A 21317-nucleotide genomic window follows, 5' to 3' on the forward strand; every position below is an offset into this window, starting at 1 on the left:
AGAGGTACACTTTTTCGACTTTGGCGTCGGGTCGCATCATGATCTCAGGGCTCCTGAGAGAATCGGGAGCCCAGCATCTGGCATTAGCTTAGTGCTTTGAATGTGGGGTTCATGGAGCGGTTACAATATTCCGACAGTGCTAGGGCATTAGGATGGCCAAACATTACCGTTATAAAAAAACGGCCTCATTAAAGAGGCCATTTATTCAGTACGTCAGGGCTTTTGCCCATACCAACGCGGTGTGTAGACCCATTCCAGTCCGTCAGCACGACGGAATGCGCATGTCGTCGACGAACCAATGATGACCATGGTGCGCATGTCCACCTGATCCGGCGTCAACGCGCCAAGGGTCGTCACACGTAGCGTCTGGCCCGGACGGCCGATATCGCGACCCAAGACGACCGGCGTCGCAGGCAGACGATGACGGGCGACGATGTCCAGTGCCACGCCTAGCTGCCAAGGGCGTGAGCGGGAAATCGGGTTATAGAACGCCAGCGCCAGATCCGCCTCGGCCGCCAGGTCCAAACGTTTTTCGATGATGGCCCATGGCTTGAGGTTGTCCGAGAGCGACATCACGCAGAAGTCATGCCCCAACGGCGCTCCAGCCTGCGCCGCCGTCGCCAGGGAGGCCGACACGCCCGGCAGGATCTCCAGGTCAACGCTGTGCCAGAGCGGATTGTTGGACTCGTGCAGCGCTTCCAGTACGGCTGCCGCCATGGCGAACACACCAGGGTCACCAGACGACACCACCACCACTGAGCGCCCTTGGGTCGCCAGCTCGAAGGCATGCCGGGCTCGCTGCATTTCTTCGCGGTTGTCGGTGCAGTGCAGCACTTGATCGTTACGGAACGGCCCGGCCATGCGCACATAGGTTTCATAGCCCAACACGTCGTTGGCCCGTTCCAGCTCGGCCTTGACGGCGGGCACCATCAGCTCGGCAGCGCCTGGCCCTAACCCGATGACGGCCAGGCGTCCACGCGCACGTCCCAGTCGCTCAATGACCAGTGGCACGGGCGCCACCCCCACGGTCACAGCATTCACAGGCTCACTCCAGGCGACTGACTGCTCGGCAAAATCATCATCGTCAGTTGCAAAACGTAGCGGCACACCCAGTTCAGTGGCCACTTCACGCAGTTGGATATCAGCCATCAGGGATTCGCCGGCCACGACGCACGCCAGGGATTGCCAGGCGACTTTCGCTTCGCGCAGCACGTCGCCAACGGTTTGCGCTGACACCACGGCGTTGACTTTCACCAGCACATTGCGCGGGTAAATCCGCAACTCGTCCGCCACAGGCTCGCGCGCTTCGCTGCCCACATGAATCGCCAGACGCGCGTCTCGGTGTTCGGGCAGTTGCGCACTGTCCAACCAGGGCGCGTCCCCTTCGATGCGCACGGATTCCCCGGCCAGCAGGTCTGACACAAAGCGCTTGCCCAGCTCCACATCACCCAGCACATAGCCACTCGGCGGATTCAGCAGGCAGGTGCCAAAACGCAGTTCGCCACTGGTGGTGATGGCGGGTGCAATCCCCAGGCCCGCAGCGATTTCCCGCGCCAGATCGTTGACCCCGCTCAAGCCCCCCAGTAAAGGCACCACGGCGCTGGCGTCTTCAGCAACGGCCAGAACCGGCGGCTCGGCCCCCTTCTCCAGCAACAACGGGGCGAGGGTGCGAATCACAATGCCAGCCGCGCAGAGCGCAATGATGGGCGTGTCCTGCGCATACAGCTGACGCAGGTTGGCGCCAAAGTCGGTGTAAACCCGGTCCGCACCCGCTACCCGTTCAGCCAGGCCATAAATCAGTGAGGTGGGGTATATCTGCTGGATACGCCGGGCGGTGGCCAGACTGCCAGTGCCGAGGATGACAATGGCGGCAGCGGGGCGGCTCATCCTTGCCACCGTTCGCCGGGCACGATGATCAGCGAAAAATATGGCGACGACAGGGGATCGACGTCATTAAAAGGCACAATTTTCTGATTGCTCATGGTGGCACGCTCCACGTACAGCGCCCGCTCGGCCAGGCCCAGCTCGCTCAGGACTTCGCGCACCTTATGGAAGTTACGCCCCAACTTCATGATGACGGCGGCATCGGCATCCGCCAGACGGCGCTTGAGCTCTTCGTGCGGCAACACGCCGGACAACACCGACAAGCTCTGATTGCGATACACCAGCGGCACGCCCAGCACTGACGCACCGCCCAGCATCGAGCAAACACCCGGCACCACTTGGGCTTCAAATTGCTGCGCGAGGCGATCATGCAGGTACATGTAAGACCCGTAGAAGAACGGGTCGCCCTCGCAGATCACCGCCACGTCGCGTCCGGCTTGCAGATGCTGCGCCACGTCGACTGCGGCTTGATCGTAAAAATCGCTGATGATTTGTTCGTACGACAACGGCGCCGGCAAGGCTTCGGTGGTCACCGGGTACACCAAAGGCATCAGGGTTTGTGCACCTTGCAGGTGCGCTTCGATGATGCCGAACGCGTTGCCTTTTTTACCCTTGGCCACGAAGTACGCCACCACGGGCGACTCGCGCAGCAGGCGTAACGCTTTGACCGTGATCAATTCAGGATCGCCGGGCCCCACACCCAAACCGATCAAACGTCCTGGTTGCACCATCACTCGATCTCCGTGGCCAGGGCGTTCACCGCAGCCGCCGCCATGGCGCTGCCGCCACGACGGCCCTGCATGATCACAAACGGCACGCCGCGACTGTCAGCCGCGAGCATGGCCTTGGATTCGGCCGCACCGACAAACCCCACCGGAAAGCCCAGGATCAGTGCCGGTTTTGGCGCACCGGCATCGATCATTTCCAGCAAATAAAAGAGTGCGGTCGGCGCGTTGCCGATCACCACGACGCTGCCTTCCAGATACGGACGCCACAGTTCAAGGGCGACCGCCGAACGGGTATTGCCCTTCTCCAGCGCCATCTCGGCCACGCCGTCTTCCTTGAGGGTGCAAATCACCTTGTTGTTGGCAGGCAAGCGCGTGCGGGTCACCCCTTCGAGCACCATGCGTGCATCACACAAAATCGGGGCGCCAGCGGCCAATGCATCTCGCCCGGCTTTGCCCGCCCCCGGCGAGAAGCGCAGGTCTTCGATGGCATCGACCATGCCGCACGCATGGATCACCCGCACGGCCAGTTTTTCAAGGTCCGCCGGGATGCTGTCGAGGTTGGCCTCGGCACGAATAATGGCGAACGAGTTGCGATAGATCTCTTGACCGTCGCGGATGTAATCAATCATGGGTGTTGCTCCGTTGGCGGGCTTCAAGCCAGGCGCCCGCCGCTTCAATAGTAAGATTGCGCTCGCGCAGCACACCGAATCCGGCGTGCTGCGGGTCACGTAAATAGAGGTCGTAATGACCGGGCGCTACAGCCAGCAACGTGACCGGCGCCACATGGGCCGCCGCGCAAGAGCGCAGGCAACCCGTCAGGTGAATGGGCTGCGGCTGCGAGATCAGGCTCGCAAGTCGGCGCGCATCCTGCTTGGTATCGGCCAGCCCTTTGATGCAGGCGCTGGAACCGGTGCACGCGACCATTTGCGTCAGCGGGTGTTGCGCATCACACAACAGGCCCAAGGCGTGCAGCGCTTGAGTGACACACGCAGCCTGTTCGGCGCGCACATGCGGAACCAGCACGCCTTGCCAAGGGGTAAAGCGCAAAGTGCCATTTCCATAGCGTGTGGCGACCTTCGCCAGCCCGCTGAGCAGGGCGGCATCGAGTCGGCCCAACGCCAAGGTCGCGCCTACGTAGACCTGACCTGTTTCTCGCTGTGGATAAGTTCCGATGGGCGATTGCCTGCTGTGGGGCGCGCGCGGCCACGCGGCCGCGGGGCCGATCGCCACGCTGAGGCGCTGCGCCAGTTGCGCGACAAAATCGGTGATCGCCCGCTCTTTGAACAGGTGGCGCATTCGGGTGTGCTCGGGGCGCGCCCACTCCAGAAACAGCGTGAGTACGGCCATCACCAGTGCATGCCCATGCTCGACCGGCACGCTACCGAGCGCCGCATCCTGCGCCGGGCAACCCGCAAGGCCGAAGGCCAGGAGTGGCTGGCCATTGCATTCAAAAGCGCACAGCCACAGATCGTGATGATGCTCCCGCATGGCCAGCGCTTCGCCGCCGTCCAGCTGCACCGCGAACTTGGCCGACAACTCGGCAAAACGCGGCGTACTCTCCAGGCTGCCGAGGATCTGGCGTGCCAGCGGCCATGTATCGATCACCTGTTGCGGATCGATGCCCGCGGTCGGGCTGAGCATCAGGTTGCGCACGTCGTCACTGGCGGCATTCGCTGGCCCAAGGCCCACGGCCAGCAACGGCTCGATCAACGCCTGATGCGCCGGGCCGACGCCACGAATCTGCAGGTTGCTGCGGTTGGTGGCCTCAATCACGCCGCTGGCATAACGGTGCGCCACGTCCGCCACCGCCTCAGCCTGTTGAGCGGTGATCAGGCCACCTGCCAGCTTGACGCGACAAATGCCACCGTCCATCGCCTGGACAATGCGCAGTAAGCCGGGGCAGCCCGAAGGGCGCACTGGCGTCGTGGCAGGGAAATCAGGTGGCAAGGTCAAGGATCAATCCAGAGCAGGCAATGCGCTATCGCGGGTCGCGCATTATGCCTGCTTTGGGGCGATGCATGAAAAGCCTGCCGGACGGAATGCCCACGCCGTTCCTTCGTCCGCTGCCCTGCCCTAAACCAATACTGGGTAGACACGCCCTAATTGAACAATCAGCAGCACCAGCGTATCGGCATTGGCCAGCATCATCTCAACCCGTTTGACAGGGTCATTTCTGAACACCAGACGGGCTTGATCCAACGTGCTCACGCCCGCAATTTGCTTGATGTACGTTTTAGCCGGGCCTCGGGGGATGTCTTCCCACTGCTGGGTTTCGGGGTTGAACACTTTAAACAAATGCTCCGTGGTCGCGTGAGGTGAGTGATTTCTCTGGATCTCTTGGTTTAGCGTTTTCAGGTGGCGCCCAAAGGGCAAGTCCTCGTCTAACACGTCGGGGTAGGGGAAACCCGCGTTCAAATAATGAATGTCCTCGGTGTCGAGCACATCGTGGGTGACCTCGTGCAGCAGAAACGACGCACGCAAATGCTGGCCGGCGCGAAAAGGCGGTGACGCGGCCTTTAAATACGGGTGGTTCAACGCATAAGAGCGCTCAAACAAGGTATTGAAGAAAACCTCCGTCAAATAGATGCGCCTTGAACTGTCGGCGCGATTGACAAAGGCTGAGGCCCGCGAGTTGAAACGGGAGCGGCACACCACGTATTTACGCGACGTGTAAGGCGACAAGTCAGGGTGCAGGAACCGCGCGAGTAACGCGTCAATGCGTGTCTTGACGTGCTCAAGATGAACCGGCTCCAGCGTTTCGAGACCAAAAAACGTTTTCAGAAACTCACGGTTTTTTCTGTTCGTGCTGCCCGGCGCATCCAGGTCCTTGAGGACCTGCGTTGCGCGTTTCAGATAAATCGTGGCCAATTCATGGGCCTGGCGGATGTTCAACGCCTTACCCGGAAAGCGACGCCCGATACTGTCCATGCCGATGGCCTGTATTTCATAGGTCAGGGCATTGGTCGCCAAGGTGCCGAACTCGCTCATCCTGGACGCGGCAGGCCCACCGCCCGGCAGCGGCTCAGCCACGTCCACTTCCCAGTGTTGTTGTGCGTTGAGTTTAATCAACGGGCCCTCTCGGGTTTCATCCAAGTAGATGCGCCAGCGATTGCGCCACGCCTGCACCCGAAACACCTGCGCGCTCAAGGGGACGTAATACAGACCGGTCTGTGGGTCACTGTAAATCTGTGTCTGCGGGTCGTGGGTTAAATCCACCAGCGCGACATCATTGGCCCGATAGGGCGTCAACCCCTGCGCAGGCCCTTGAAACTGCAGATCGGCACGCGCACTTATTTCGGCTCCCACCTCATCAATCACGCCCGTACCCGCCGAACGGATCAGTGAATGCCAAGCGCGACGTGTCGTCGCCAGCACCACCAATGACAGGGCGAAATTGGCCACCGCTTCAACCCATTGGCCCTTCTTCCCTGCGCTCAAGCCTTCACGAAACAGCCCCAGCGCCTGCCAGACCACAATGGGAATACTCAGCTTGCCGGGCACAAACATAACGGCCGTATTAACCACCAACGTCATTAAATACGTGAAGGACTCCCAATCGGCCTGCGCCGTGGTCTTGGACTGCAAGCCCGCCATTTCCAATAACAGTCGGTAGTTGTCCCGGTACAAGGTGGAGAACAGATTGCCCAGAATAGGGCGATTGGCCAGTGCCACGGGCGGCGGGGTCTGCCATCCGTTCAGCAATTGCGAATCCGAATAGTGCGGCAAGTGCGGTTCGACAAATCCGCCATTGGCGTATGTTTTTCGCTCGAAGGCGGGCAAGCGTTGCAACACCACGTTCTGCAAAGACTCACGGGTGTAGAGGTCCGCCAGCAACTGCCCTTCGCTGGCGTATTCCTTGAGTGAAAAATGTTCGTTGTACATCACCCACAGCAACTGTGGACCCACCTCGCCAGACGGCGGGCCCACGATATAGAGGCCTGTGGCCAAGTCCGGGGTGCGGCCCGGGTCGGCGATCAGTTCCAGCGGACGGATGATGAGCGCAACACCGTTCAGCGGGTCGCGCGCAATGCCATCGGGGCGTTCGATGACGTGTTTCAAATAGGCATACGCCGTGGCGGACAATGAACCACTGAGTTTTTCTCTTAGCCCCTGTTCAAGCACTTGCAGCAACAATTGGTCGCCGAACTGCCGTTGCCGTTGTGCGGCGCCTTCGCTTTCAGGAGCCAGGGTACTTTTGAGCAAGGCTTGATAGTGCCGACCGATATCAAGCCTTCGCACCAGACGCGTGGCATAGCGTGCGTCCAGCGCCAGCGGCAAGGCGTTGCCATTTACGGGCCGCAAAAACATCGATCCGCCCTCGAGCCGGTTGAAGCCGTTGAGCGCGAACCGGGTCAACGGCTGGATATCACGGGACGTGGCGGCGGCCAAAAACGACGGGGTGCTGCCCACCGCAACCGGCGCGGCCACGTAAGTGTCGAGCACAACTTCAATGGCGTCCGGGTCCAGGGCACGATCTGGGAAATCGAGCGCCAACTGCGCCTTGAGCTCCGTGCGGGCGTAGCCCTCAATGTCGGGAATGCCCTGCAAGTAATTGCCATTTTCCTGCACGGCCAACGGGTAGCGTTGCAGCAGGTTGGCGTACGCCAATTGGTCGGCCCTGGATGCATTTTTTAACCAAAGCGGCAGTGCATGTTCTAACTGCTGCGTCTCGGCCATTTCGCGATGGCGTTCAAGGTTGAGCCCGGCAAGGCCCTCGTTCAACAGGCTGCGGGCGAGGTTTTCAAAGCTGTGCGCGGTCAAGGGAGTATCCCGGGCCTGACGGCACACGTAATCGGCATCCAGCAACACTTTGTTAATGGCCGCTTCCTGACTCTGATACACAAAGTCCTCGTCGAAGCGCTCGAAGTTGACCCACTGATTCTCCCCCTCCACCGCCCAATCGCTGCGACTGTCGAGGTGTTCGCCAATCAGCGATTGCTCATCCCAGCGAACCTGGTCTAACAGGTCGCTGCGCAGACTTTGATCAAGTAACAGCGCCTCCAGATGCGCCTTGCACTGGTCCACCGACGCAAAACCCTCAAAGCCTGACACTGGCGTCCAGAGGATTGCCCGACCTGCACTTTCAGACGCCTGCCCGCCCCGCTCGGTGATCAGCAGGCAGTGGGTGAGGCTGACCCCACTCAACGGCGCGCCGAGATTCAGAAACACGCCGAATACGTCCGGCACAAACTGATTGAGCGCCGGACGCTGAGTACTCACCGGGTAGGTCAAGACTGTAGAAATGACGTGTTTGTCCTGGGTCTCAAGGTGATTGCCCCTCACCATCAATCGCAGATCAGCGCGCAACATCACGTGCCTGAGTGTGGCCAGATGCCGGGCCAGGGTATCCGGCGCCAGCGAGGTGTAGGGCGTATAGAAGAAGGTCGAGAGTTGCTGCTTGAAGGCCTGATCGAATGTTTTTGCCAGCATGTCCAGCAGTGTCAGCAACTTGGTGCCGCTCACGCGTTTGAGGGGTTTGATCTCCTCATCGATTGAGGACCTGATCCCGCCCTGTAGGAACGCCGGGTTCTGCGGCAAGGGGTAACGACCGGTGACACGCTCAAGCAAGGCATCAATGACTGTCAGCGTGCGCACCGGCACACGGCCAACTGAAGACTCATCCGCGTCAAACACCTGCACCCACACCTCAGAGACATCGATGAAGCGTTGCCCCTCTTGATTCAACACCGCCACCCATAAATGACGGGCGCACATCCGTGGCGTCGGCCACTGCCTGAGTAACGCATCCCTCTGGGCCAGGGTCTTGGGCAGTTTGAGACTCAACACGTCGGACAAACCGTTCTCGTTGACGGCCAGCGGCAAGCCATTGCTGTCGGGCAAAAACCGACTGTCCCAGCGCCCCCGGCTATTGAGCGCCAACAGACCGGGATCGATCAGCGCGCGCATATCGAGTGCGTGGTCCACCGCAGCCAGCGCCAGTCGACGGTCCTGATACTGGCCCGCCAGATAAACCAGGTCGCGGATCTGCTTGGCCCGTACGGCATGAATGCAATCTTCAAAGACCGCACCGGCAATGTTTTCGACACGCAGCGTGGGCGAGACCATGCCGGCCAGCAAGGGATGCTGATCCTGAGGCGCATGACGAGCAATGGTGTCAAATGTGGCAGGGCTGCGCAGCTTGCTCAGCACATAGCTGGAAAGCCGTGCACGGGTCGATATGCTCACCAGCCCGGTCGAGGCACTGAACACGTACACGCCATTGTTTTGCCCCGGAAAATAAAGGCACAACAACCCCGCCAGCTCGACCTCAGTGCCATTGCCCTGCGACACCAACAGGCGAGCCGCCCCGATGCGTGCGGGGTCATGCTGTGAGGCAAGCAGTTGTTGCAGAGCCTGAAACGTCTGCGCAGAGATTTCGCCGGCCTGACGGGCTTGCACCAGGTGCTGAAAAAACACATCACCCAGCCGTGCGACGCCATACGCATGCGGGCTCGGCTGGGGGCCCGCAGGCAGGTCCCAAAAAACAGACATCGCTTCGCTCATACGGGTCATGAGTTGCTCGGTCGCCGCCGTGAGCACTCGCGTAAATCGCCGATCCAGGTCGGCGTCATTTTCTGCCGGACTTCGGGTAAAAGGGCCGGTCCAGGTGTATGAACGGTCCGTTGCTAACTGGCCGTTAACAAACAACTCCAGCGCGACGCTGCTCAGGCTGGGGCCGGGGTCGTCAGATGTCTGACCCTGCGGCGTACTGGCCCGGTGAATGTTTTGAGCCGTCACGGGCTGCCCGGCAAAGTGCAGCTCCAGCTGAACCTGTAACTGTTGATCCACCAAGACCCTCAGAGTGGGCGTGGCCAGCAGCCGTTCCAGCGTATCGGCCTGGCTGGCGGTCAGAAAATCATTCAGTGTCTGGCTGAGGTACGTCAGGACCGGCGCGGGCACATCACGGGTTCGCAGGGTCAGCTCGCCCGTCAGGCTCAGGAACGGTCGCACGTCCACCGGGCAAAAACGCAGCACCGGTTCACGCAGCAAGGGATCATCCAGCAGCAGTTCCAACGCAGCGCTCAGCGCCTCGATGTCATTGAATTTCTCCAATGCCCCCAGCGGGGTCAGCAGAAATACCGGGGACTGCGTGGCGGCTGTGTGCGTCAGCAGCAATGCACCTGCCCACTGCGCCGTACGGGACTGATGCCGACTCAAAAACACGCTGCTGACGTGAGCGGGGATCGCATTGCCGGTTTCATCGGGCACGGCAGTCAGCGCCTGGCTCAGCCAGTCATGTTCAAACGCGCCGATAACCCCGGCTGTTTGCGCAGCGTCAAGACCGCGCAGGTAAAGGGCATGCAAGGCCTGCTCGGTCAACGCCGCGTGTGCAATAAGGTTCATGGAAACTCCTGACGGTTGCCGGGACCGCCTGTCGGGCCCCAGAGGTGTTCCCAAACGCTACCGTGGCCCTTCCCGCCCCTGGCGCTACATAGTTAAGGCGTGCTCCTGACACGCGTGCGCAACCGACAGGCACAAGGCGCGCTATCATGCGCACCGCCTTGCACAGGCGGGTAAACGATGACTTCGGCGTTTAACAAGAGGATTGGCATGTCGCCCTGGCTAACAGTTGTGGGAATTGGTGAAGACGGCTTCAGCGGTCTGGGCAAAACGGCCCGGCGTGCGCTGTTGAGCGCTGCGCGGGTGTTCGGCGGGCAGCGCCAGCTGGACTTGCTGCCAGCCTGCATCGGCGCTGAACGCCTGACGTGGCCCAGCCCCTTTTCGCTGGCGCCGGTAGTGGCACTGCGCGGCGAACCGGTCTGCGTGCTGGCCAGCGGCGATCCGATGCTGTTCGGCGTGGGGGCCAGTCTGGCGCGTGTGATCCCCGGCGACGAAATGCACGTGCTGCCCTCAGCGTCGTCTTTCTCGCTGGCGGCGGCGCGTTTGGGGTGGGCGCTGCAGGACGTTGTGACGCTCTCGGTGGTGGCGCGGCCCGTGGCTGCGCTCAATGCCCACCTGCACAGCGGTGTGCGCCTGATGGTGCTGAGCAATGACGCCAGCAGCCCGACTGCCGTCGTCGAGCTGTTGCGCGAGCGCGGCTTTGGCCCGAGCCGGGTGCATGTGCTGGAACACCTTGGTGGCCCGACCGAACGGCGCATCGAGGCGAGCGCCGACGACTGGAACGCCTGCGACATGGCCGACTTGAACCTGATTGCCATCGAATGCATTGCCTCTCACGACGCGCACCCGCTGTCGCGTATCGGCGGGCTGCCCGACAGCGCGTTCAAGCATGACGGCCAGTTGACCAAGCGTGACGTGCGCGCCATGACCCTGGCGCGTCTCGCGCCCCTGCCCGGCCAACTGTTGTGGGACGTAGGCGCGGGCAGTGGCTCGATTGGCATTGAGTGGATGCGCAGCTACCCGAGCTGCCGCGCGCTGGCGATCGAAGCTGATGAGGGCCGTCAGCAGTTAATCGAACACAACCGTGACGCGCTGGGCGTACCCGGCCTGCGCTTGATCCGCGGCAAGGCCCCGCATGCGCTGGCCGGGCTCGAACGCCCCGACGCGATTTTCATTGGTGGCGGCGTGACCCGCGAAGGCGTTCTCGACACGTGCTGGCAGCAACTCAAGCCCGGTGGCCGCTTGGTGGCCAATGCCGTCACCCTGCAAAGCGAACTGCACCTGATGAACTGGCGCGCGCTGCATGGCGGGGAACTGACCCGTCTGCACGTCGCTCACGCCCGGCCGCTGGGGGAGTTCGACACTTGGCGCCAAGCGCTGCCGATCACCCTGTTAGATGTGACCAAACCCCACGATGCGTGACGAAACCGCTGAACAACCCGCGCCGCTGCGCAGCGGCCTGACCACGGGCAGTTGCGCGACGGCCACCAGCCTGGCTGCCGCACGCCTATTGCTAAGTGGCGTGTGTCATGACGCCGTTGAAATCACCCTGCCCAAGGGCAAGGTGGTGACGATGCGCCTGGAGTTTTGTCGCCTGCTGGCCGGGGGCGCCGAGGCGGGCATCCTGAAAGACGCGGGCGACGACCCGGACGTGACCCATGGCGCGCTGCTGTACTCGCAAGTGCGCCTGATCCCCGCCGCGGGCGTCGTCTTCGTGGCTGGCCAGGGCGTAGGCACCGTCACCCGGCCCGGTCTGGTACTGGCCGTGGGAGAACCGGCGATCAACCCGGTGCCGCGCAAAATGATCACCGATCACCTACTGCAACTGGCCCGTGATTGCGATTACGCCGGGGGGTTTGAAGTGACCGTCAACGTCCGCGACGGCGAAGCGCTGGCACTGAAAACCATGAATCCGCGACTGGGAATTCTGGGCGGTCTGTCGATTCTGGGCACCAGCGGCATCGTGCGCCCGTTCTCGTGCGCGGCGTACATTGCTTCGATCCATCAGGGCATCGACGTGGCCAAGACCAACGGCTATCTGCACATCGCCGCCTGCACCGGCAATGCCAGCGAAGACACCATGCGCCGCGTGTACAACCTGCCGGAGATCGCGTTGATCGAAATGGGCGACTTCGTGGGCGCGGTGCTCAAGCATCTGCGCAAAGTCCCTGTGGATAAATTGAGCCTGTGCGGCGGCTTCGGCAAGATCAGCAAACTGGCTGCCGGGCACATGGATTTACACAGTCGCCACTCCAGCATCGACCTGCCGCAACTGGCTGACTGGGCCGCCGCCATTGGGGCTGACGCCGCACTGCAAACCGCCATTCGTCAGGCCAACACCAGCCAGCAAGCCTTGGCCATGGCCCATGCAGCCGGCATCGCCTTGGGCGACGCGGTGTGTCAGCACGCGCTGAACTTCGCTCGCAGCGTGGTGCCCACCCAGGTACAGGTTGAAGTCTTCGCCATCGACCGCCAGGGCGGGATTGTGGGCCATGCGGGAGCCTTTGAATGAAACGGATTTTACTGCTGGGCGGCGTCACCGAAGCGCTGGCCATTGCCCGCACCCTGGGGCCACAGCACGTGTACAGCCTCGCCGGGGTGGGCCGTGTGCCGACTGACCTGACCTGTGAAGTACGGGTCGGCGGCTACGGCGGTGCCGAGGGTTTGGCCCGCTATATGCGCGAGCAGCACATCGATGTGCTCCTGGATGCGACACACCCGTATGCCGCGCAAATCAGCGGCAATGCAGCCTTGGCCGCCCGCGCCTGCGGTATTGAATGCTGGGCGTTGCGGCGTCCGGTCTGGCAGCCGCAACCCGGCGACGATTGGCGTGAGGTGGCGGACTGGGACGAACTGGTCACGGCGCTCACGCCTTTCAAACGCCCGCTGTTCACGCTGGGCAAAGAACCGCTGGCGCATTTGCACGAAATTCCCGCCGATCAATTCTGGACCTTGCGCGCGCTGGACCCGTATCCCGGCAACGAACGCTGCACGGTCATCGGCGCCCGCGGCCCGTTCAGGATCGACGACGAACGGCGCCTGTTTGAGCAGCAACACTTCGATGTACTGATCAGTAAAAACAGCGGCAGCAGCGCCACCGAGCCCAAACTGGAGGTTGCCCGCGAACGCGGCGTGCCCGTGTTGATCCTCAAACGCCCCGAATTGGCGGAGGTAGATCGGGTGTTTTGGGGGGTTGGGGAGGTGCTGAGCGCGTTGGAAAATAACGCTGAAATGATCAGCAACACGTGAAGGGGTTGCCCGCAAAGTAACTTATTAGTTACCTTCGTGGCATGACGATCACTGTTCAAGAATATTGCACCCCCGACCAGACCAGCCCCTTCGAGCGCTGGTTTTCGTCATTAAGCGCTCAAGCAGCAGCCAAGGTCGCTACAGCCATCATGCGTCTAGAGATGGGAAACACCTCTAACATCAAATGGTTTGAAGGTTTAGGGGAATACCGCATAGATTGGGGCCCCGGCTATCGAATCTATTTGTTACAAGAAGGCCTGCAGTTGATCATTCTGTTTGGCGGAGGGGATAAATCCAGCCAGCAGCAGGATATCAAGCACGCTAAAAAATTAATTAGCGAGTACAAACGCCACAAAAACACCACGAAACACGCGAGGTAAACTCTATGGCTCTCACAAGAAGTTTCAAACAGACGATTGCTGAGCGAGCCGAACGCGACCCTGCATTTGCTCAAGCATTACTCGATGAGGCAGCTACTCTTTTCCTTAACGGCGAACCTGAAATGGCCCGGGTCATCCTTCGTGACTTGGTGAATGCAACGGTTGGCTTTGAGGGGCTTGCCAAGGAAACAGCAAAGCCCAGCAAGAGCCTGCACAGAATGCTGTCTGTCGGAGGCAATCCAAGCATGGACAACCTGGCCGCCATCTTCTCGGTAATGCGCTCATCGCTTGGGGTTGCCATAGAGGTGCATGCCGTACCCGCTCACTGAATGAGACACCCAAAGCGACACTTCGCCGCACCCGGCCTTTTTACTTACGCCGATCATTCAGGCTAAATAGCGCCCTTGATCGCTCCACTCACGGAATTCGTCATGTCCCGACAACGCTTTGCATTTGCCTGGATCGCCTGCTTCGCAGTGCTGTTCAACATGCTCGCCATGTCGACGGCAGGGGCGATGAGCGGCGCCCGTCAGGCGTCCACCGAGCAGTTCATGTGGAGCAGCTTTTGCACCTCGACCGGTACCAAAATGGTAGCCGTGTCGCTGGGCAAGGTTGACGCTGGCGACAGCCAGAACGACGATCATTCCACCATGCAACATTGCTGGTGCTGCTCGGGCTCGGCGCCACTGGTGGCCTTGCCGTCCCATGTCCCGACGCTGTATTTCGCGGCCATCGAGCACGGCCATAGCCAAGTGCCGGATCACCTGAAACGCCCTACCCCGCGCCAGCAATGGCCAAGCCTCAACCCCCGCGCCTCTCCTCTGGTGTGATTCATCCTCGCAACCCCTTTGCGCTTTGAATCGTTCCGGAGAATTACCATGTTGAATCTGTCACTGGTCAAGCACGCCCTGATGGCGGCGGCTTTGATGTTGCCTGCCTGTTTCGCCAACGCTCATCAATACACCGCTGGTGCGCTGGAGATCGCTCACCCTTGGTCCCAGGAGCTGCCGCCCAATGCGCCGACCGTCGCGGCGTATTTCATCATCAAGAACACCGGCGACACCGCCGACCGCTTGTTGAGCGCAGACACCCCGATAGCCGAAAAAGCCGAGATCCACGAGCACGTCATGCAGGGCGACCTGATGAAAATGCAGCGCGTGCCCACGGTGGATGTCCCGGCAGGTGGCACTGTCACGTTTGCCCCCATGGCGTACCACGTGATGCTGTTCAACCTCAAAGACCGCAGCCTGCTGCAAGACGGCAAGCGCTTCCCCCTGACCCTGCACTTTGAAAAGGCAGGCGCTGTGCAAGTCGACGTAAACGTGCAGAAACAGGCACCGGGCGCCAGCAAGGAAACCTCGCACGCCCACTAACCGCCAAGGTCTTTGAGCCCCGTGAGCGCCCGTCGCGCCAGGCCGCCCATGTCGCAGATCCGCGGCAGTTGGTTGAGCCTGTTTGCCATGTTGATGATTTTCATCGGCCCGCTGATTTCCCAAGCGATGCCGATGGATCATCACGCCTCCATGCCCATGCCGATGGACATGCGGGTGTCGGCGCACAGCGAACACGCCGAGCCTCAACAACCGTCCGCTGACCACCACGCCATGTGGGAAAAATGCGGGTACTGCACACTGCTGTTCAGTTGCCCCGCGCTCCCCGGCACGGTTGACCTGGCCCTGTTCAATCCCCCTGAGCCCGAAAGTTATCTGGCGTCCAACCCCCGGCTGGGCCACGCCCGGCAACCGGTTTTCCCCGGCGCCCGATCACGCGCGCCGCCCGCCTTCCTTTAAACACCGACACAACAACTTCACCCTGGCCCGTCTTATGCCCTGCCCCAGGCAGGCGCGTGGCCGTGTTGTATTCGATTGAATATTGGAATGTTTATGTCCCGTTTTACTGCTGCCTCCCGTTTGCCTCACCCCCAGACGGTGTTCCCCTTCGCCCTGAGCGCGCTGTGCTGCGCGTTGTTCGCCCCGCTGGCTCTGGCCGCCGACCCCGTGGATGAGCACGCCGGGCACGTGCGTGAACTCAGCCCGACGGTAGTGACTGCCGTGGCGCCCAGTTCCCCGCTGACCATCGTCACCAACCCGAAAGACCCGCGTCAGCCCGTGCCCGCCAGCGACGGCGGCGACTACCTCAAAACCATCCCCGGCTTTGCCCTGATCCGCAACGGCGGCACCAACGGCGATCCGGTGTTGCGCGGCATGTTCGGATCACGCCTGAACATCCTCACCAACGGCGGCATGATGCTCGGCGCCTGCCCTGGCCGAATGGACGCCCCAACGTCCTACATTTCTCCGGAAACCTACGATCAACTCACCGTGATCAAAGGCCCGCAGACCGTGCACTGGGGGCCAGGCGCCTCAGCGGGCACCATCCTGTTTGATCGCGAACCCGAGCACTTCGGTGAGCTGGGCACGCGGGTAAACGCCAGTGTGCTGGCGGGTTCCAATGGCCGCTTCGACAAAACCATCGACGCCGCCGCCGGGGGCCCGCTGGGTTATGTGCGGGTGATCGGCAACACCGCGCATTCCGACGATTACAAAGACGGCAATGGCGACACGGTGCCGTCACGTTATGACAAATGGAACGGCGACATCGCCCTCGGATGGACCCCCGATGCCGACACCCTGCTGGAACTCACTGCCGGCAAGGGCGACGGCGAAGCCCGTTCGGCCGGTCGCGGAATGGACGGCAGCCAGTACAAGCGCGAAAGCCTGGGCCTGCGCTTTGAAAAGTCCAACATCGGTGAAGTGCTCGATAAGGTCGAAGCGCAGGTTTACTACAACTACGCCGACCACGTGATGGACAACTACACCCTGCGCACCCCGTCCGGCACCGGCATGATGGCCGGGCCCATGGCCTCCAACGTCGATCGCCGCACCCTGGGCGCACGCATCAAGGCCACCTGGCGCTGGGCCGACTATCAATTGATCAGCGGCATCGACGCTCAGACCAACGAACACCGCAAACGTATGGGAATAGGCATCGACACCTACAAGGACCAGAACTGGAGCAAAGACGCCGACTTCCACAATTACGGGGCCTTTGGCGAACTGACCTGGTACGCCGCTGAGCGCGACCGCGTCATCACCGGTGCCCGCCTTGACCGTGCGTCCGCCAAGGACTTCCGCGCGCGGATTGGCTCGGGAATGATGAGCAAGCCCAACCCGACACTCGATAAAACCCGCGCCGACACACTGCCCAGCGGCTTTGTGCGCTACGAACACGACCTCGCTGACAGCCCGACCACCGTCTACGCCGGTCTGGGCCACGCCCAGCGATTCCCGGATTACTGGGAACTGTTTTCACCCTCATCCGGCCCCGCAGGCTCGGTGAACGCATTCGACGCGATCAAACCCGAGAAGACCACCCAGCTCGACATGGGCCTGCAATACAAAACCGAACGCCTCGAAGCCTGGGCCTCGGTCTACGCCGGTGAGATTCGCGACTACATCCTGTTCGATTACGCCAAGGGATCGTCCCAGGCACAGAACGTCAACGCCCGGGTCATGGGCGGCGAACTGGGAGCCGCGTATCAGTTGACCGCCCGCTGGAAAGCCGACGCCACACTGGCGTATGCCTGGGGCAAAAACACCACGGATGGCAAGGCCCTGCCGCAAATGCCGCCGCTCGACACCCGCCTCGGCCTGACCTACAGCGAAGACGACTGGAGCGCCGGTGCCTTGTGGCGCGTGGTGGCCCGGCAAGACCGGATCGATCGCAACGCCGGTAACGTGGTGGGCAAGGATTACGACAAAAGCGCAGGCTTTGGCGTGTTCTCGCTCAACGGCGCCTACCGCATCAGCAAAAACCTGAAAGTCAGCGCCGGGGTCGACAACCTGCTGGATAAAAACTACAGCGAACACCTGAACATGGCCGGAAACGCAGGTTACGGCTACCCGGCAAGCGACCCGACGCCGATCAACGAGCCCGGCCGCACGCTGTGGACAAAAATTGACGTGAGCTTCTAAGCACCACGTTGCCCCTCACTCCGGTCCTGTGCTTCAGGCAAAGGGCCGGGGTGATGCCTGAAAACAATTGCTGACCTTGCGGAGCCGCTCACATGAGCCAACCAACCCCCTCTTTTTACAACCTGGCCTGGCGGTGGCATTTCTACGCCGGGCTGTTTGTTGCCCCGTTCATGATCCTGCTGGCCCTGACCGGCATCATTTACCTGTTCAAGCCCCAGCTTGACCCGTTGCTCTACGACCACCTGATCAACGTCAGCCCCGGTCATCACAGCCTCAGCGCCGACGAACAACTCACCCGCGTCCAGGCCACTTATCCACAGGGGCATATCAGCCAGTACCTGCCCCCGATCAACCCGCAGCGCAGCGGTCAGTTCGTCATCCATAACGGCGGGCGCGAGCTGAACGTGTTTATCAACCCCTACAACGGCGAGGTGCTGGGCGAGCAGGATGCCAAGCTCAACCTGCAAGCCGTGGCCCGAGCGCTGCACGGCGAGTTGATGATCGGCACGCTGGGCGATCGCCTGGTCGAACTGGCCGCGGGCTGGGGCGTGGTGCTGGTGATTTCCGGGCTTTACCTGTGGTGGCCGCGCGGGCAATCGGCGGCAGGCGTGCTGTGGCCACGCTTGACCCGTCGCGGGCGTGTGCTGTGGCGCGATCTGCACGCAGTCACCGGTTTCTGGGGCGCTGCATTGCTGCTGTTTATGTTGATCAGCGGCATGACCTGGACCGGTTTCTGGGGCAAGCAATACGCCGACTTGTGGAATCAGTTCCCGGCGGCCATGTGGAACAACGTCCCCAAATCCGACCTGGAAGCGCGCAGCCTCAACACCGCAGCCCGTCAAACCGTGCCCTGGGCAATGGAGAACACCCCGATGCCCGTCTCGGGCGCCCATGCCGAACACATGGGCCACGGCGCCCAGGCAAGTGGCCCGGCCGCGCCGACCATCACCCTGCAACAGGTGGTCGACACCGCCACCCGGCGCAACGTCGAACCCGGTTACAGCATCACCTTGCCGACCACCGCCGAAGGCGTCTTTACCGTCGCCGTCTTCGCTGACGATCCGCGTGACGATGCCACCCTGCATGTCGATCAATACACCGGCCAAGTGCTGGCCGATGTGCGCTGGCAGCATTACAGCAACGTCGCCCGCGCCACTGAAATGGGCGTGATGCTGCACGAAGGAAAACTCTTCGGCTCACTGAACCAGATCGCCATCCTGCTGGTGTGCCTGATGATTCTGCTCAGTTCGGTGAGCGGCCTGGTGATCTGGTGGAAACGTCGCCCACAAGGCCGCTTGGGCGTACCGCCGCTGCGCCATGCGCTGCCCACCTGGAAAACCGGCGTGCTGATCATGCTGGGGCTGGCGGTGCTGTTCCCGCTGGTGGGCGTGTCTTTGATTGCCGTCTGGGTGCTTGACCGGTTGTTATTGCTGATGCGCGCTAAACCACAACGTGAGCAGCACTCATGACCAACGTGAATAGTTCGAGAGCCGCGCGTTAGAGACTCGGGGATAATGGCGCGCTGATAAAAAACCCACTAAGGCGGTTATGTGTAACCGCTTTATTGAGGCTTCATCACCCGCCGCCAGGAGGCAGCGGGCATACCTTTGAAAAGCGACTCACTGTCCCGATGAATAAGTACCTGTTCTCCAGCCTTTGCCTGCTGGCCGTCACCGCTGCGCAAGCGGACGACACTGCACCGTCCTTGATGCTGCCTGCCGCGACCATCACAGCCCCTGAAGCCGATGATTCCCACATCGACCTCAAGACCGCCACGTCTACCGGTTCGCGCCTGAACCTCAACAGCCTGCAAACCCCGGCCAGTGTCGAAAACCTGACCGGCGCGCAGATCCGGGCCCGTGGCGATCGCAGCGTTCAAGACGCCGTGACCCGCACCACCGGCATCAGCAACACCGGCACACCGGGTAACGGCGGCTCTGCCTACTCGGCCCGCGGTTTCGTCGGCGAAGGCTCGGTCATGCAGCTGTATGACGGCGTGCGCCTGTACAGCGGCGCAGGCACCGTGACCTTCCCGGTTGACGATTGGTCTGTGGAACGCATCGACGTCCTGCGCGGCCCGGCGTCCGTGCTGTATGGCGAAGGCGCGACAGGCGCGGTGATCAACGTGATCCCGAAAAAACCGTTCAGTGGCGACATCGAAAACCACGTGCGCATCGGCTACGGTTCCTATGACACCCGACAACAAGCGCTGGACAGCGGCGGCTCACTGACCGACACCCTGAGCTACCGGTTGAACATCAACCACACTCAAAGCAACGGCTGGATCGACCATGGCGATTCAGAAAACACCTTCATCAGCGCCGCCCTGCGCTGGCAGGCCACGGATGACCTGGCCTTCACGCTGAGCCACGACTACGGCGACCAGCAACCGCAAAACGACTTTGGCGTGCCGTTGATCAACGGCCGTTACCACAAGGGTCTGCGCGACAAAAACTACAACGTGCGCGACGCCAAACTGCACTACAACGATCAGTGGACGCGCCTGAACACCGAATGGCAGCTCAGCGACACCCTGAGCGCCAGCAACGAACTGTATTACTTGAAAGCCCAGCGGCGCTGGCAGAACGCCGAAAACCATGCGTGGGACCAGGCCAGCCAAAGCCTGTTGCGTAGCGGTTTTTTCAGCATCAAGCACGATCAGGAACAACTTGGTGACCGTCAGACCTTCACCCTCAATCACGACCTGTTCGGCCTCAACAGCAAAACCCTGGTGGGCATGGACTACAACCGCATCCACTTCAGCCTGCACAGCAATGCGCCGTATGACGATGTCGCCCCCAACGGCCAACCTGTCGATCTGTACCACCCGAACCGGGGCCAGTTCGAGAGTGCTTCGCCGTACCGCGACCAATTCACCAGCACGACGCAGCAGGTGTCGCTGTTCGCCGAAAACCGCACTGAGCTGACCGACCAACTGTCGCTGGTCACCGGCGTGCGCCGCGACATCGTGCACCTGGATCGCGATGATTTCGCCGAAAACGGCGACACCACCCGCAGTGACCGTGGCCTGTCCGCCAACAGCTGGAAAGTCGGCCTGGTCTATGAACTGACCCCGGACATGTCGCTCTACGCCCAGCAGGCCACCAGCGTGGATGGCGTCGGCGGGTTGATCAGCCTGAGTCAGAGCCAGCAAGACTACGGTCTGGCCCGTGCGCGTCAGACCGAGGTCGGTTTCAAGCAGATGTTCTGGGACCAGCGGGGCGAATGGACGCTGGCGGCGTATCACATTGTCAAAAAGGATTTGCTGACCACTGACCCCGCGAACGTCACTCGCACCCTGCAAGTGGGCGAGCAATCGTCAAACGGTCTGGAAGCCAGCCTCGACCTGCAACTGCCGAATCGCTGGGCGCTGCAAGCCAACGCCTCGATCGTGCGGGCGCAATACGACACGTTCAACGAAGACGGCGTGTCGCGCAAAGGCAACCGCCCCACCGACGTCCCCCGTCGCACCGCCAACCTGTGGGTGAGCAAGGTCATCACCGACGACGTGAACGCAGGCGCCGGAGTGCGCTATGTCGATGCGCGTTACGCCGACACGGCCAACAGCGTCGAACTGCCGAGCTACACCGTGGTAGACGCCACGGTGAGCTGGCACGCCCTGCCGAACACCACCCTGGGCGTGCGGTTGAATAATTTGTTTAATCGCCAGTACGCCGTAACCCAATACAATGGCGGCCAGCAATGGATCATGGGCGAGCCGCGCTCGTTCTTTGTGACGGCCGATTACGCCTTTTAACGTT

Annotated in this window: 16 protein-coding genes; 11 read left to right on the forward strand and 5 right to left on the reverse strand. The window is 61.5% G+C overall.

Translation table 11 applies throughout. The features are described from left to right. Nucleotides 1-213 precede the first annotated feature (213 nt). The 5 genes from cobJ to TU74_RS12900 form a co-directional block, all read right to left on the reverse strand. Nucleotides 214-1887: a precorrin-3B C(17)-methyltransferase gene (gene cobJ / locus TU74_RS12880; RefSeq protein ID WP_048376784.1), complete on the reverse strand. Its 1674-nt coding sequence runs from the start codon at nt 1885-1887 to the stop codon at nt 214-216. Further along, nucleotides 1884-2615 (reverse strand): precorrin-2 C(20)-methyltransferase, encoded by a 732-nt coding sequence (locus tag TU74_RS12885; RefSeq protein WP_047273199.1) that lies wholly within the window; start codon nt 2613-2615, stop codon nt 1884-1886. The genes cobJ and TU74_RS12885 overlap by 4 nt, the downstream gene beginning before the upstream one ends. Beyond that, the gene (locus tag TU74_RS12890; RefSeq protein WP_047273198.1) at nt 2615-3241 is read right to left on the reverse strand and encodes a precorrin-8X methylmutase; all 627 of its coding nucleotides are present in this window, start codon (nt 3239-3241) and stop codon (nt 2615-2617) included. The genes TU74_RS12885 and TU74_RS12890 overlap by 1 nt, the downstream gene beginning before the upstream one ends. Further along, nucleotides 3234-4565: a precorrin-3B synthase gene (gene cobG, locus TU74_RS12895; RefSeq protein ID WP_047282025.1), complete on the reverse strand. Its 1332-nt coding sequence runs from the start codon at nt 4563-4565 to the stop codon at nt 3234-3236. Before cobG ends, TU74_RS12890 begins: the two co-directional genes overlap by 8 nt. Before the next feature lie 120 nt (nt 4566-4685). Beyond that, entirely contained in the window at nt 4686-9956 is a 5271-nt protein-coding gene (locus tag TU74_RS12900) for a dermonecrotic toxin domain-containing protein (RefSeq protein ID WP_048376785.1), read from the reverse strand. Between the two features lie 207 nt (nt 9957-10163). Between TU74_RS12900 and TU74_RS12905 the strand changes: the two genes are divergently transcribed. From TU74_RS12905 to TU74_RS12955, 11 genes are all read left to right on the forward strand, one after another. Next, nucleotides 10164-11375 (forward strand): bifunctional cobalt-precorrin-7 (C(5))-methyltransferase/cobalt-precorrin-6B (C(15))-methyltransferase, encoded by a 1212-nt coding sequence (locus TU74_RS12905; protein ID WP_048376786.1) that lies wholly within the window; start codon nt 10164-10166, stop codon nt 11373-11375. After that, nucleotides 11368-12465, forward strand: coding sequence for a cobalt-precorrin-5B (C(1))-methyltransferase (locus TU74_RS12910; RefSeq protein ID WP_048376787.1), 1098 nt, complete (start codon nt 11368-11370; stop codon nt 12463-12465). The genes TU74_RS12905 and TU74_RS12910 overlap by 8 nt, the downstream gene beginning before the upstream one ends. Then, complete coding sequence (locus tag TU74_RS12915) at nt 12462-13202, forward strand: cobalt-precorrin-6A reductase (RefSeq protein WP_048376788.1); 741 nt, start codon at nt 12462-12464, stop codon at nt 13200-13202. The genes TU74_RS12910 and TU74_RS12915 overlap by 4 nt, the downstream gene beginning before the upstream one ends. A gap of 41 nt (nt 13203-13243) precedes the next feature. Continuing rightward, the gene (locus TU74_RS12920; protein WP_047273191.1) at nt 13244-13582 is read left to right on the forward strand and encodes a type II toxin-antitoxin system RelE/ParE family toxin; all 339 of its coding nucleotides are present in this window, start codon (nt 13244-13246) and stop codon (nt 13580-13582) included. A 5-nt stretch (nt 13583-13587) separates the two neighbouring features. Next, the gene (locus TU74_RS12925) at nt 13588-13911 is read left to right on the forward strand and encodes a helix-turn-helix domain-containing transcriptional regulator (RefSeq protein ID WP_047273190.1); all 324 of its coding nucleotides are present in this window, start codon (nt 13588-13590) and stop codon (nt 13909-13911) included. 102 nt (nt 13912-14013) lie between these two features. After that, nucleotides 14014-14412: a DUF2946 domain-containing protein gene (locus TU74_RS12930; RefSeq protein ID WP_047279973.1), complete on the forward strand. Its 399-nt coding sequence runs from the start codon at nt 14014-14016 to the stop codon at nt 14410-14412. Nucleotides 14413-14460: 48 nt separating this feature from the next. After that, nucleotides 14461-14955, forward strand: coding sequence for a copper chaperone PCu(A)C (locus TU74_RS12935; protein WP_047279972.1), 495 nt, complete (start codon nt 14461-14463; stop codon nt 14953-14955). Between the two features lie 48 nt (nt 14956-15003). Continuing rightward, a complete protein-coding gene (locus tag TU74_RS12940; protein ID WP_047273187.1) occupies nt 15004-15372 on the forward strand; it encodes a DUF2946 domain-containing protein in 369 nt (122 codons plus the stop codon). Between the two features lie 93 nt (nt 15373-15465). Further along, a complete protein-coding gene (locus tag TU74_RS12945) occupies nt 15466-17556 on the forward strand; it encodes a TonB-dependent copper receptor (RefSeq protein WP_048376810.1) in 2091 nt (696 codons plus the stop codon). A gap of 92 nt (nt 17557-17648) precedes the next feature. Continuing rightward, on the forward strand, nt 17649-19025 hold the full coding sequence (locus TU74_RS12950) for a PepSY-associated TM helix domain-containing protein (protein WP_047273185.1): 1377 nt from the start codon (nt 17649-17651) through the stop codon (nt 19023-19025). Nucleotides 19026-19186: 161 nt separating this feature from the next. Further along, complete coding sequence (locus TU74_RS12955; protein ID WP_048376789.1) at nt 19187-21313, forward strand: TonB-dependent receptor; 2127 nt, start codon at nt 19187-19189, stop codon at nt 21311-21313. Nucleotides 21314-21317: the final 4 nt, after the last annotated feature.

Origin of the sequence: Pseudomonas lundensis (genome assembly GCF_001042985.1) — a bacterium.
Lineage (GTDB): Bacteria > Pseudomonadota > Gammaproteobacteria > Pseudomonadales > Pseudomonadaceae > Aquipseudomonas > Aquipseudomonas lundensis.

Coding starts and splice junctions, on each gene's coding strand:
- TU74_RS12930 (WP_047279973.1), top strand. CDS start 14,014: ATGTCCCGACAACGCTTTGCATTTGCCTGGATCGCCTGCTTCGCAGTG.
- TU74_RS12935 (WP_047279972.1), top strand. CDS start 14,461: ATGTTGAATCTGTCACTGGTCAAGCACGCCCTGATGGCGGCGGCTTTG.
- TU74_RS12945 (WP_048376810.1), top strand. CDS start 15,466: ATGTCCCGTTTTACTGCTGCCTCCCGTTTGCCTCACCCCCAGACGGTG.
- TU74_RS12915 (WP_048376788.1), top strand. CDS start 12,462: ATGAAACGGATTTTACTGCTGGGCGGCGTCACCGAAGCGCTGGCCATT.
- TU74_RS12955 (WP_048376789.1), top strand. CDS start 19,187: ATGAATAAGTACCTGTTCTCCAGCCTTTGCCTGCTGGCCGTCACCGCT.
- TU74_RS12950 (WP_047273185.1), top strand. CDS start 17,649: ATGAGCCAACCAACCCCCTCTTTTTACAACCTGGCCTGGCGGTGGCAT.
- TU74_RS12890 (WP_047273198.1), bottom strand. CDS start 3,241: ATGATTGATTACATCCGCGACGGTCAAGAGATCTATCGCAACTCGTTC.
- TU74_RS12910 (WP_048376787.1), top strand. CDS start 11,368: ATGCGTGACGAAACCGCTGAACAACCCGCGCCGCTGCGCAGCGGCCTG.
- TU74_RS12920 (WP_047273191.1), top strand. CDS start 13,244: ATGACGATCACTGTTCAAGAATATTGCACCCCCGACCAGACCAGCCCC.
- TU74_RS12885 (WP_047273199.1), bottom strand. CDS start 2,615: ATGGTGCAACCAGGACGTTTGATCGGTTTGGGTGTGGGGCCCGGCGAT.
- cobJ (WP_048376784.1), bottom strand. CDS start 1,887: ATGAGCCGCCCCGCTGCCGCCATTGTCATCCTCGGCACTGGCAGTCTG.
- TU74_RS12925 (WP_047273190.1), top strand. CDS start 13,588: ATGGCTCTCACAAGAAGTTTCAAACAGACGATTGCTGAGCGAGCCGAA.
- TU74_RS12905 (WP_048376786.1), top strand. CDS start 10,164: ATGTCGCCCTGGCTAACAGTTGTGGGAATTGGTGAAGACGGCTTCAGC.
- TU74_RS12940 (WP_047273187.1), top strand. CDS start 15,004: ATGTCGCAGATCCGCGGCAGTTGGTTGAGCCTGTTTGCCATGTTGATG.
- TU74_RS12900 (WP_048376785.1), bottom strand. CDS start 9,956: ATGAACCTTATTGCACACGCGGCGTTGACCGAGCAGGCCTTGCATGCC.